The 13,035-nt window shown below is 62.0% G+C and carries 9 protein-coding genes; 8 read left to right on the forward strand and 1 reads right to left on the reverse strand.

Going from position 1 to position 13,035, the window contains the following annotated elements; translation table 11 throughout:
- Positions 1 to 19: 19 nt before the first annotated feature.
- The 7 genes from HMI59_RS10280 to pdxS all read left to right on the forward strand — a co-directional run bounded on the left by HMI59_RS10280 (position 20) and on the right by pdxS (position 9,600).
- Positions 20 to 1,099, forward strand: a complete 1,080-nt coding sequence (locus tag HMI59_RS10280) for an FAD-dependent monooxygenase (protein ID WP_370583581.1) — start codon at positions 20 to 22, stop codon at positions 1,097 to 1,099.
- Between the two features lie 93 nt (positions 1,100 to 1,192).
- Positions 1,193 to 1,561 carry a DUF6504 family protein gene (locus HMI59_RS10285; protein ID WP_193593571.1) on the forward strand — a complete coding sequence of 123 codons (369 nt, stop codon included), beginning with the start codon at positions 1,193 to 1,195 and terminating at the stop codon, positions 1,559 to 1,561.
- 3 nt (positions 1,562 to 1,564) lie between these two features.
- Positions 1,565 to 5,092 carry a DNA polymerase III subunit alpha gene (locus tag HMI59_RS10290; RefSeq protein WP_166187273.1) on the forward strand — a complete coding sequence of 1,176 codons (3,528 nt, stop codon included), beginning with the start codon at positions 1,565 to 1,567 and terminating at the stop codon, positions 5,090 to 5,092.
- 131 nt (positions 5,093 to 5,223) lie between these two features.
- Positions 5,224 to 7,233: a threonine--tRNA ligase gene (gene thrS, locus HMI59_RS10295; protein ID WP_193593572.1), complete on the forward strand. Its 2,010-nt coding sequence runs from the start codon at positions 5,224 to 5,226 to the stop codon at positions 7,231 to 7,233.
- Between the two features lie 19 nt (positions 7,234 to 7,252).
- Positions 7,253 to 7,831 carry an HIT domain-containing protein gene (locus HMI59_RS10300; RefSeq protein ID WP_166187269.1) on the forward strand — a complete coding sequence of 193 codons (579 nt, stop codon included), beginning with the start codon at positions 7,253 to 7,255 and terminating at the stop codon, positions 7,829 to 7,831.
- Between the two features lie 4 nt (positions 7,832 to 7,835).
- On the forward strand, positions 7,836 to 8,462 hold the full coding sequence (pgsA, locus tag HMI59_RS10305) for a phosphatidylinositol phosphate synthase (RefSeq protein ID WP_021470637.1): 627 nt from the start codon (positions 7,836 to 7,838) through the stop codon (positions 8,460 to 8,462).
- Between the two features lie 211 nt (positions 8,463 to 8,673).
- Positions 8,674 to 9,600 (forward strand): pyridoxal 5'-phosphate synthase lyase subunit PdxS, encoded by a 927-nt coding sequence (pdxS, locus tag HMI59_RS10310; protein ID WP_031215979.1) that lies wholly within the window; start codon positions 8,674 to 8,676, stop codon positions 9,598 to 9,600.
- Positions 9,601 to 9,670: 70 nt separating this feature from the next.
- On the opposite strand, the gene HMI59_RS10315 is transcribed toward pdxS, so the two are convergent.
- A complete protein-coding gene (locus HMI59_RS10315) occupies positions 9,671 to 11,689 on the reverse strand; it encodes a M3 family metallopeptidase (protein ID WP_193593573.1) in 2,019 nt (672 codons plus the stop codon).
- An 83-nt stretch (positions 11,690 to 11,772) separates the two neighbouring features.
- Here HMI59_RS10315 and HMI59_RS10320 point away from each other — a divergent pair, with 83 nt between their 5' ends.
- Entirely contained in the window at positions 11,773 to 13,020 is a 1,248-nt protein-coding gene (locus HMI59_RS10320) for a CapA family protein (RefSeq protein ID WP_193593574.1), read from the forward strand.
- Positions 13,021 to 13,035 lie beyond the last annotated feature (15 nt).

Below are 13,035 nucleotides of genomic sequence, written 5' to 3' on the forward strand. Positions count from 1 at the left end.
GTAGTAGTAGAGTGTGGCCATGGAAAAAGTGGACATCATTGGGGGTGGAATTGCCGGTTTGGCGCTCGCGGCCCGGCTTGATCCCGGACGGTTCGACGTCACCATCCACGAGCAACGGCCCGAACTGCCCGGCGTGGGAACAACCTTGGCCATGTGGTCCGGCGCCCAAGCGGCTTTGGCGGAACTCGGGTTGCTGGAAATGCTGAAAGCGGCAGGAGCCCGGCTGGCTTCAGGCGCCCTCCGCGACCCCTCGGGCCATCCCATGCTCTCCATGCAAGGCAACGTGCTCATGGGGATTTCACGGCCCGGCCTGCTCCGCATGCTTGACTCCGCTGTTCCGCCATCGGTCACCCGAATCACCGGAAAAGTGGCAGAGCTGCCGAACAACGGCGCGCTGCTGGTGGGCGCCGACGGAGTCCACGGCATCATTCGCCGGACAGCCTGGGGAAGCCGCACCCAAGCACGTCCCACGCCATTCCTGGCCGTCAGGGGTGTCATCCCCTCCCATCCGTCACCGTCCGACGTCGGAGAATACTGGGGGAGCGGCACGCTCTTCGGGCTCGCCCCCACGGGATCGGGGACCAACTGGTACGCCTCCTTCCGGTCCGGCCTCGGGCCTGACCAGGTTGACGTGGAAGAAGCCCTGGCATTGACCAGGCACATCTTCCAACACCATTCGCCGGCGGTGCAGCACGTCCTTGGACAGGCAACCCCCGAAACATCCCTCGCCCAAAGAATCTGGACAACCCCGCCGATGGCCCGCTACGCCAAGGACGGCATCGTGCTGCTGGGGGATGCCGCCCACGCCATGACGCCCAACCTTGGCAGGGGAGCCTGCGAAGCCCTGGTCGACGCAGTCACCCTGGGAAGGCTCCTCAACGAACTGCCCAGCAAACAAGCGCTTGCGGCCTACAACAAGCAACGAGTCGCTTGCGGCCTACAACAAGCAACGAGTACTGCCCACCCAACAACTTCGGATCGCATCATCGCTGATGGGAAGGGTGGCGCTCGCAGAAACCATGCATCCGCTGCGGGACCTCTTGCTCAAAAGCGCAGGACGACGAGTCGCCACAAGGCCGAAGAAGGTGCCAACCCCTGAGTAGGTTTTGCCGTTCCGGCGTCGTAAACTAACTATTATTCGAACATACTTTCGAATAACGGTTATCTGTCTTGCGGTGTAAGGAGCGTGCACATGGGACTGTTCAACGAGTCCGTAAACGTCATCTGCACCGAAGATGGCCAACCACAGGACGTCAGATGGCAAGGCCGCGACTACCAGGTCTGTGCAGAACCCTCCCGCTGGTATGAAAGACGCCAATGGTGGCTCGAAGAGACCCGGGCGCCACTAGGCACAGGAGCCGGGCTCGTGGACCACGAAATCTGGCGCGTCCAACTGGTGCCGGCCCCACACACGGGGACCCACCCCGGCAGGCAAACCGAAGACACCGGAAAAAACATCACCCTCGACCTCGTCCGCCACCTCGGAAGCGGCCGGTGGCGGGTCATCCGCATCCACGACGCCGGACCAAGCAGTGCAGCGGAACCCGAGGAAGCGGCCTGACCCTTGAGCTTCACCCACCTCCACGTCTCAACAGCCTTCAGCGCCCACTACGGCGTCTCCTGGCCCGAGGAACTTGCCCAAGCAGCAGCCGCCTACGGCGCCACCGCCCTCGCCTGCACTGACCGCGACGGCCTCTACGGAACCATCAAACACCTCAAAGCATGCATGGATGCAGGCATCGACCCCATCGTCGGCGTCGACCTCGCCATCCTCGATGATGACGGCGACCACCGAACCCAAACAGCCGGCAGGGTGGTAGTACTCGCCCACGGCCACAACCAAGGCGCCGGCTACCGTGCCCTCTGCCGCCTCATCTCCGATGCCCATTCCCGGACCTCCGGAAAAGCCGGAGGAACAGTCCCCGTGGCAGTCACCAGGGCAGAACTCGCCTCAAGGACACTGGACCCTCAAACACTCAAGCCTGTCCTCACAGTCCTGATAGGCCCCGATTCGGACGTTGGCAAAGCCATGGGCGGCAGGAAATACCTGCGCCCCCGGACCCTCTTCAAACAATGGATAGACACCATGCCCCAAGGCACCATCGTCGCCGAAACCGTCTCCCACCTCAGCCCCCCGGGAGAACCCCTCAGCACCTCCCACGCCGTCCGCATGCTCAAACTCGCCCTCGAATACAACATCCCCGCCATCCTCACCAACGCCGTCCGCTACTGCGCACTCGACGGCGCAGCAACGGCAGATGTCCTGGACTCCGCCCGAACCCTGAAATCACTTCCCGAACTATTCGAAGCACCCCGGCTTCAACCGGCACCCCAGCTTCAACCAACAGGGCAGGGATGGCTCAAACCCGCCGGGGACATGATGAAACTCGGCAAGGAAATCATGTCCTCCGCAGGGCAAGGAAGCGCCGAACTGGCCAAGCTCCTTGCCAACACCGAGGCGCTCGCAGACAAATGCAGGATCGATCCGGTGCAGGACATGGGCTGGAAGAAACCGGTGGTGCCCGAAGCCTCCATCATTGGCATAGACCAAGACCCCATGATCGAACTGGCCAGACGCTGTGAAGCAGGAATCGGCCGACGCTACCCGGGAATCACCGGCAAGGCCCATGAAAAGATGCGCTCGCGGTTGGAGCACGAGCTCAGGATCATCGCCACGTTGGGCTTTGCCTCCTACTTCCTCACTGTCGCCGAAGTTTCAAAGATGATCCTGGACATGGGAGTTCGCGTGGCAGCGCGCGGTTCAGGAGCATCAAGCCTGGTTAACTACCTCATTGACATCAGCCAGGTGGATCCGCTCCGTCACGACCTCATTTTCGAGCGCTTCCTCTCAGGCCATCGGTCCACCCTGCCGGACATTGACATAGACGTGGAAAGCGCCGAACGCCATAACGTCTACCGCAAGATCTTCGACCGTTTTGGTGCCGAACGGGTGACCCTGATGAGCATGCAGAACGGATACCGTGCCCGTGGAGCCGTCCGGGATGCCGGGATGGCCTTGGGAATGGATGAAGGCGAAGTCGGGGAAATCGCCAAACAGCTGTGGAGATTTTCGGCCCGAAAATTCAGGGAAGCATTGGTTGAAAAGCCGGAATTGCGCCAGTTTGCACAACGGATCGAGGCCGGCAGGGACCACGGCTCCTTGGACACGAACCAACAGCTGGACTTGCTGGTGGACCTCACCGAGCGTTTGGACCGCCTGCCCCGGCACATCTCCATGCATCCCTGCGGCGTGATCCTGGGAGACGCCGGACTGCTGGACAGGACACCCGTTCAGCCGAGCGGACTCGGTCTGCCGATGAGCCAGTTCGATAAACACGACATGGACCCCATGGGCATGCTGAAGCTGGATGTCCTGGGTGTCCGGATGCAAAGCGCCATGGCGTTTGCAGTGCGCGAAGTCATCAGGATCCATCCCGGAAAGGCGGAAGTCGTTGCCGCCGGCGGCCATCAAACAGGACCTGGGGGTGAAGGTCCGGACTACATTTCCAGCGACGGCAGAATCGACCTCAACGCCGTACCTTTCGATGATGAGGCAACCTTCGAATTGATCCGGAGCACCCATACTCTGGGCTGCTTCCAGATCGAGTCTCCGGGGCAACGCGAACTCATCGGAAAGATGGCACCCCGGGAATTCAACGACCTCATCATCGATATCTCATTGTTCAGGCCCGGGCCAATGAAATCGGATATGGTCCGGCCCTTCCTTGAACACCGGCACGGCTTTGCCCCCGAGTCCTACCCGCATCCTGATTTGAAGCCGGTTCTTGAGGAAACCCACGGCGTGACGGTCTTCCATGAGCAAATCCTGAAGACCTTCGACGTCATGACGGGATGCGGACTGGCCATGGCTGACGAGTTCCGCCGGGCGTTGGGGGATGAGGCCCGGGAACCCGGAGTTGAAGCCTATTTCCGGAAGGAAGCCATCAAAAAGTATTCCCCGGACGTAGTGGACAAAGTCTGGGGGACGCTGAAAGCCTTCGGAAGTTTTGGGTTCTGCAAGGCGCATGGAGCCGCTTTTGCGGTACCCACCTACCAATCAGCGTGGCTGAAAGCCCACCATCCGGAAGCCTTCCTTGCCGGCCTGTGGGAACACGATCCCGGGATGTATCCGAAACGGCTGTTGGTTTCAGAGGCCAGGAGACTCGGCATTCCCATCCTTCCCTTGGACATCAACAGGAGCCAGACCGAGTATCGCGTTGAACGAATCCAGGAAGGTCCCCAGGCCGGCAAGCTGGGGATCCGCTTGAGCCTGACCGGAATCTACGGCCTGTCCGGTGCAGAGCTGAAGCGGATCGTGGCCGGCCAGCCCTTCGATTCGTTAGCGGATCTCCGGACGCGGGCCAGGATCAGCAAGCCCAACATCAAGAGGCTGGCCCAATTGGGTGCCTTCGACCACCTCCATAAAGATTCGGGGAGCCGGGCCAACCGGGCCGATCTGGTGCAGCATCTGCAGGCCCTGCAAAGTTCCCCCGCCAAAAAGCCCGAGGTCATCGACGGGCAGTTGGCTCTTCCCCTGGGTGATGTGGAGCTCCGGAACCTGCCGGCGGCTTTGCCTGCACCAACAATGGTGGACAATGTCCGCGCTGAATTGGACCTGATGGCAGTGGACGTCAGCGAGCACTTGATGGAGAGCCACAGGCCTTTGTTGGACAAACTGGGAGTAACCACGGCGGACAAGCTCCTGGGGCTGCGGAACGGTACGGAAGTCCTGGTGGCCGGGGTCCGGGTCGCAACCCAAACGCCACCCATGCGGGGAGGAAGGCGTGTGGTGTTCATCAGTATTGATGACGGCACAGGTTGCATTGACAGCGTCTTCTTCCATGAGGCTCAGGAAGAGTCAGGACCCCTCCTGTTCGGTACCAGGTTGTTGCTGATCCGCGGAACTACACGAAGGACGGGACCCAAGGGGATCAGCCTCAGCGCCACCAAAGCCTGGGACCTGAGCAACCCCGAAACCCTGCCGTTCCCCGAAAAGCCAGGTTCCGGCGTCGTTGATCCACGGGAAAGATTCCTGCCCGCGCCGCTTGACGGCATCAGTCGAAACCTTGCCATCACGGGTCTTGGAAGCTGAGCGGCAGTTGGTTCCGGGACCGGCGTGCTGCTTTGGCCGCCCTCGACGGGAACCGATACGATTGACGATGGCTGGCTGTGGTCCCCGTACGCCACAAGCTATGAAGCCTTCACTATGAATAGGAGACACCCGTGTCAGATGCCCAGCAGATCACCCTCATCGTCGATGGCGAAGAGACCAAGGTGACGGAGGGGACTACAGGCGCGGAACTCTTCTTCGAGCGCCGCGATGTTGTTGTAGCCCGTGTTGACGGTGTGCTCAAGGACCTTGACCAGCCCCTCACGGACGGCGCCAGCGTCGAGGGCGTCACCATCGAGTCCCCTGATGGCCTCAATGTCCTCCGCCACTCCACCGCCCACGTCATGGCCCAGGCTGTGCAGCAGTTGCGGCCCGATGCCAAGCTCGGCATCGGCCCCTACATCACCGACGGTTTCTACTTCGACTTCGACGTCGCTGAACCGTTCACTCCGGAAGACCTGCGCCAGCTGGAAAAGATGATGCAAAAGATCATCAACCAGAACCAGAAGTTCGTCCGCCGCGTGGTCACCGAAGAAGAAGCCCGCCAAGCCATGGCCAACGAGCCCTACAAGCTTGAACTGCTCGGAAAAAAGAACGACGCCGGCGACTCCGCCGAAGGCGTCAACGTCGAGGTCGGCGCAGGCGACATCACCATTTACGACAACGTGGACCGCAAGAGCGGCGATACCGTCTGGTGCGATCTCTGCCGCGGTCCGCACCTTCCCAACACCAAGCTGATCTCAAACGCTTTCGCGCTGACCCGTTCCTCTTCCGCTTACTGGCTGGGAAACCAGAACAACCAGCAGCTCCAGCGCATTTACGGAACGGCGTGGCCCACCAAGGACGCGCTGAAGGCATACCAGGAACGTATTGCCGAGGCCGAGCGCCGCGACCACCGCAAGCTTGGCGTGGAACTGGATCTTTTCTCCTTCCCGGACGAGCTCGGCTCCGGCCTGCCCGTTTTCCACCCGAAGGGCGGAATCATCCGCAAGGCCATGGAGGATTACTCGCGCCAGCGGCACGTGGAGTCCGGCTATGAGTTCGTCTACACCCCGCACATCACCAAGGGACGCCTCTACGAAGTATCCGGTCACCTGGACTGGTACAAGGACGGCATGTTCCCGGCCATGCAGGTGGATGCCGAACTCAATGAGGATGGAACAGTCCGCAAACCGGCCCAGGACTACTACCTGAAGCCGATGAACTGCCCCATGCACAACCTGATCTTCCGTTCCCGCGGCCGGTCCTACCGGGAACTGCCGCTGCGGCTGTTCGAGTTCGGCTCCGTGTACCGGTACGAGAAATCCGGTGTCGTGCACGGCTTGACCCGCGTCCGTGGCATGACACAGGACGACGCCCACATCTACTGCACCCGCGAGCAGATGAAGGACGAACTCACCACCACCCTGAACTTCGTCCTGGGCCTCCTCAAGGACTACGGCCTTGACGACTTCTACCTGGAACTTTCCACCAAGAACGAGGAAAAGTTCGTCGGAGACGACGCCACCTGGGAAGAAGCAACCCGGACCCTTGCAGAGGTTGCCGCAGCCTCAGGTCTGGAACTGGTGCCGGATCCCGGGGGAGCAGCTTTCTACGGCCCCAAGATCTCCGTCCAGGCCAAGGACGCCTTGGGACGTACCTGGCAGATGTCCACCATCCAGTTGGACTTCAACCTCCCCGAGCGGTTCGAACTCGAGTACCAGGCCGCCGACGGTACCCGCCAGCGTCCAGTGATGATCCACCGGGCACTGTTCGGCTCGGTTGAACGCTTCATGGGCGTGCTCACGGAACACTACGCCGGCGCTTTCCCGGCGTGGCTGGCTCCGGTCCAGGTAGTTGGTATTCCCGTAGCCGAAGCTTTCAACGACTACATGTTCGACGTCGTTGACCAGTTGAAGGCTGCCGGCATCCGGGCAGAGGTTGATATCTCGTCGGATCGCTTCCCGAAGAAAATCCGTACGGCCAGCAAGGACAAAATTCCCTTTGTCCTCATCGCAGGTGGCGAGGACGCCGAGGCCGGCGCCGTGTCCTTCCGCTTCCGTGACGGCAGCCAGGACAACGGCGTGCCGGTGGCTGAGGCCGTCCGCAGGATTGTCGACGCCGTGAAGAACCGCGAGAGCTAACGGAACGGATGTAGATACGGTGCAGGAGAACACAGGCGCGGAAGCCGGGTACCCCGGCGACTCAGACGTAACCGACGAGTTTGGGCTCGCCGGCGTCCCGGACGCTTTCCAGCGCCTGTGGACTCCGCACCGCATGGCCTACATCAAGGGTGGGCAGGACCAGTTCAAGAACAAGGACGACTGCCCATTCTGTGTTGGTCCAACGCGTTCGGATGAGGAATCGCTCATCGTCTACAGGGGCAAGACGTGCTACGTCGTGCTCAACCTTTTTCCCTATAATCCGGGGCACTTGCTGGTCTGCCCCTATCGTCACGTGCCTGACTACACGGACATCACTGTTGAAGAAACAGCGGAGTTCGCAGAGCTTACCCAGACGGCAATGCGTGTACTGCGGAAGGTTTCCAACCCGAGCGGATTCAACCTGGGCATGAACCAGGGCGTGACCGGCGGGGCCGGCATTGCCGCGCACTTGCACCAGCACGTGGTTCCGCGATGGGGCGGCGACGGGAACTTCTTCCCGATCATTGCCCAAACCAAGGCCATCACGCAGACTCTCGATGAAGTCCGCAAGCTCGTGGCCGAAGCCTGGCCAGGGTAGTCGAATGCTCAATAGGCATGCGCGCGGTTTCTTCACATCACTCTTCACCCCCTTCGCCCGTTGGCTCCTCAAGATGGGCGTATCGCCCGACGCCGTGACAATTGTCGGCACCGCAGGCGTCATCTTCGGCGGCCTGGTCCTCTATCCCCTGGGGCATCTGTGGTGGGGGTCGCTGATGATCGCAATCTTTGCCTTCTCCGACGTCGTGGACGGGATCATGGCGCGGCTTCACGGCAGGAGCGGTGGATGGGGCAACTTCCTGGACTCCAGCCTCGACCGGCTGGCCGACGGCGCGATCTTCGCCGGCATCACCATCTGGTTCTTCACAGGTGGCGGCGATCCCGCCATCGGCTTCGCCGCGGTCATCTGCCTTGTGCTGGGAATGGTGGTTTCCTACGTCAGGGCCAAGGCCGAGTCGCTCGGGTACAGCGCCAGCGTGGGCATCGCAGAGCGGGCTGAAAGGTTGGCTTCGGTCCTCCTGGTCACCGGTTTGACGGGACTGGGTCTGCCGCAGGTGGTTCTCTTCGCCACCTTGGTCCTGCTTGCCATTGCGAGCGTCATCACCATCGTCCAGAGGATGGCCGCAGTTCACAGGCAAGCGCTGGCCGACACCAAGGGAACTGGCATCTGACCAGACCTTGCCTGCGACTTTTGTGCAGCTGTCCTGCTGAAGCCCCATTAAGGCGATCCTGCCGGGTAATACAAGTACTGCGCGCCTGCATGGTGCGACTAGTATTACTAGTACTTGGTCACCTTGACCTGAAAACCCGGTGTGCGCTGATTGCGGTCCTCTGCTGTGTGCTGCCGGTCAGAAGGTCGTTTATCTACCCATAGGGGTTTTTGTGTCTACACCAGATGTAAGCAACGAAGCCGGTTCGTCCGCGAACAGCGTCACGGGCAGCAACCGCGTTAAGCGGGGTATGGCTGAGATGCTCAAGGGCGGCGTCATCATGGACGTCGTTAACGTCGAGCAGGCCCGTATTGCCGAGGACGCCGGCGCCGTCGCCGTGATGGCCCTTGAGCGTGTTCCTGCTGATATCCGCGCCCAGGGCGGCGTGTCCCGTATGTCCGATCCGGACATGATCGATCAGATCATTGCCGCGGTGTCCATCCCCGTGATGGCCAAGGCCCGCATCGGCCACTTCGTCGAAGCGCAGGTCCTGCAGTCGTTGGGCGTGGATTACATTGACGAGTCCGAGGTCCTGACCCCGGCCGATTACATCAACCACATCGATAAGTGGAACTTCACCGTCCCGTTCGTGTGCGGTGCCACCAATCTGGGTGAGGCGCTGCGCCGGATCAATGAGGGTGCGGCGATGATCCGTTCCAAGGGCGAGGCCGGCACGGGGGATGTTTCCAACGCCACCGGGCACATGCGCAAGATCCGCGCGGAGATCGCGAAGCTCTCTTCCCTGCCTGAGGATGAACTGTACGTTGCGGCGAAGGAACTGCAGGCCCCGTACGAGCTGGTCAAGGAAGTTGCTGCCACGGGCAAGCTTCCGGTGGTGCTGTTCACCGCCGGCGGTATCGCGACTCCGGCTGATGCTGCGATGATGATGCAGCTCGGCGCTGACGGTGTGTTCGTCGGTTCCGGTATCTTCAAGTCCGGCAACCCGGCCCAGCGTGCCGCCGCCGTCGTCAAGGCAACCACGTTCCACGATGACCCGGACGTGATCGCGAAGGTCTCCCGCGGCCTCGGCGAGGCGATGGTCGGCATCAACGTCGACGAAATCCCCGAACCCCACCGCCTGGCCGAACGCGGCTGGTAAAGCACCCCGACGACGTCGGCTGGCCACCTTAACGGTGACCAGCCGGCGTCGTTGTTTTAAGCCTCCAGGCTCAAGCCTCGTCGAGGCCGCGGCGTTTTAGCAGTGGTTCAATCCTGGCGTCGCGTCCACGGAAAATCCGGAAGGACTCGAGGGGGTCGCGGCTGTTGCCGCGGGAGAGCAGCTCCTGACGGAAGTGGTCACCGTTTGCCCGGGTCAGCCCGCCGTTGTCCTTGAACCACTCGACGGTGTCCGCGTCCAGGACTTCACTCCAGATGTAGGAGTAGTACCCCGCTGCATAGCCTGCGCCCGCGAAAATGTGCTGGAAGTAGCCGCTGCGGTAGCGGGGCGGGATCAGCGGATGGGCGATCCCGGAGTCCACGAGGGACCGGCTTTCGAAATCCATGATGTCTTCGGGGATTTCTTCTGCCCCCAATGCGTGCCACGCCATGTCCAACAGCGCGGCGCCGAGGTATTCCGTGGTGGCAAAACCCTCACCCCAGAGGAGCGATGCCTCGAGTTTCTCCACTGTTTCCCCGGGCAGTGGCTGGTCCGTGACATGATGCCGGGCATAGTTTGCCAGCACTTCCGGCCACATGAGCCACATCTCATTGACCTGGGAAGGGTACTCGACGAAGTCCCGCGGTACTGATGTCCCGGAGAACCGTGGGAAGGCCACGTCGGAGAATAAGCCGTGCAGCGCGTGCCCGAACTCGTGGAACACTGTGCGGACCTCGTCCAGGGTCAGCAGCGCAGGTTCGCCGGGCGCCGGTTTGCTGATGTTGAGGTTATTGATGACTACCGCCCGGGTTCCCAAAAGGTGGGACTGGTCCACGAGGGAGTTCATCCACGCTCCGCCCCGCTTGGTCTCCCTGCTGAAGTAGTCGCCCAGGAAGAGACCGAGGCTGCTGCCGTCCCCGTCCCGGACTTCCCACACCCGGACGTCGGGGTGGTAGCCCTGAAGGTCGGACCGTTGGTGGAACGTAACCCCGTAGAGCTGCGTGGCGGCATGAAAAGCTCCGTTCACAAGCACTGATTCCAGGGAGAAGTAGGGGCGCAGTGCTTGCTCGTCCACCTGGAACCTTTCCTTGCGTACCCGGGCCGAATAGTATGCCCAATCCCAAGGTTCCAGGCTGTGTCCGGCTACTTCGGCCAAGGCCCGGGCTTCGGCGTGTGCATTCCGCATCGCCGCAGGGGCGAGCTTGGTGAGCATGCCTTGTACTGCTGCCAAGTCCGGGGCGGTCTGCCTGTCCACTATCAGCTCCGCGAAATTCGGGAATCCCAGGAGGCTCGCTTTCTCCGCCCTGAGGCGGACGGTGCGCTCAATGAGGTCCCGCACATCCAGGGGCCCGGCTTCGATTCCACGGGAAACGGAAGCCTCGTAAAGCCGGCGGCGGACCTCACGATCCTCAAGCGAAGCCAGCACGGGTTGGTTGCTGGGCTGGATGAGGCCGAGCAGGTACTTGCCGTCCGCTCCTGCCTCCTTCGCGGCCTCGGCGGCAGTTGCGATGTCCTCGGTGGAAAGGCCCGCCAAACCGGCAGGGTCCTCGACCAGGACGGCGGCCGCTTTCATTCCTTCTTTGACGCGCTGCCCATAGTCGGTGCCCAGCCTGGAGAGTTCGGCGTTGATGGCACGGAGCCGGTCTTGGCTGGCTTGGTCCAGTTGGATGCCGGACTGCCTGAACTCTTTCAAGTACTCCTCCACCAAGCGCGCGGAGGCGGCATCCAGCGAAGAAGTGTCGATAGCGAGGAAACGTTCGTAGAGGCCGCTGTTCAAGTAGATGGCATCCTGGTGTTCAGCCAGCTTGGGGGACACATCAGTCTCGATCTCCCGGATTTCCTCGGAGGCATCGGCCGAGACCAGCGTAAAGAAGGCCGCGGCAGCGCGCGCCAGGAGCTGTCCTGAGCGTTCCATGGCAGCGGCAGTGTTTTCGAAGGTCGGGGGTTCGGAGTTGCCCGTAATCGCCGTGATTTCCTGCAGCTGCGCAGCGAGCCCGGCGTCGATCGCTTCTGCATAGTATTCGGGGGAGATGTCCGCGAAGGGTGGAAGCCCGAAGGGCAGCTCGCTGGGAGTCAGCAGGGGATTGGTCATGAAGTGACTCTTTCACTTAACAAGCACGTCCTCAAGGGTGGCACGCACCCTTCTTCGCGGGGCGCGCCCATAGGATTGGCCCTATGGGGAACATCACCTTTTTCCGGGTCCGCTCACTGGCGAAGCCGGCGGCCGTGCTGGCGATTGCCGCCGCCTTGTCGCTGTCGCTGAACTCCTGCGGCGTGCTCGCTGAACAGCCCGATCAATCAAGCAGTACTGCGGCAGCGCCGGAAACGGTCACACCCACGCCGACGCCCACCCCGACCCCGACTCCCGGCAAAGGGCCGGCGTGCCCCACGCTTCGCTGCACGTCCGTCACGGTCACCGGAGACATGCTGGTTCACACCCAGCTCTGGCAACAGGCGCGCGCTGATGCGGCCGCGGCAGGACAGCCCGGTTACAACTTCGTCCCGCTCCTGGAGGGCCAGCGCCGCTACATCAGTGCCAGCGATCTTGCGATCTGCCATCAGGAAACTCCGGTGGCCACCCCTGAGGGTCCGTTCTCCGCTTACCCGTCGTTCAACGTGCCGCCGCAGATCATCGCGGCCTCGAAAGACGTGGGATACCAAGCCTGCACGACAGCAAGCAACCACACCATCGACCGCGGAACAGAAGGTCTCTTGCGGACCTTGGATGCCCTGGATGCGGCCGGCCTGAAGCACACAGGCTCCTACCGTACCGAGGCGGCCTCAAAAGAAATCCTGCTGCTCAAGACGCCTGCGGCCACCGTGGCCGTCATCGAGGGCACCTATGGCCACAACGGCCAGATCCCGGAGTATCCGTGGCTGGTCGACGAGCTTGACCCGGCCGTGATGATTGCGAAGGCCAAACAGGCGCGCGCCTCGGGAGCGGATATTGTGCTGGGCGTCATGCACGCAGGAGACGAATACGCCAGTGAGCCGAACGCGCAGCAGCAGGAGACTGCCCATGCGCTGGTGGACAGCGGGCAGTTCACCATGATCTACGGCCACCACACCCATTCCGTGCTGCCGATCGAGAATTACAAAGGCACCTGGATTGTCTATGGCCTGGGCAATGGCGTCACTGAGTTGTCACCGTGGTACGTGGTCAACAATGAAGGACTGCTGGTACGCGCCCAGTTCAGCCAGAACGAGGCCGGTCAGTGGACCGCATCCGATCTTGCCTGGGCGCCCTCGGTGATCGTCCGCGACCCCTACCGCTGGTGCTCCGTGGCCAGTGATGCGCCCCAGGGTGTCTGTGCGTCACCGGCTGCCGACGCCGAAACCCGGCTACGGACCCGGACGGTCGTCGAGTCCATGGGTGCAGCGGCCGCGGGAGCCCGCGAGCTGCTGGTCACCCAGGAGAAGTAGCAGGAGAAGTAGCGC

The sequence above is a fragment of the Paenarthrobacter sp. YJN-5 genome, from assembly GCF_015040095.1.
Taxonomy (GTDB): Bacteria; Actinomycetota; Actinomycetes; order Actinomycetales; family Micrococcaceae; genus Arthrobacter; species Arthrobacter ureafaciens.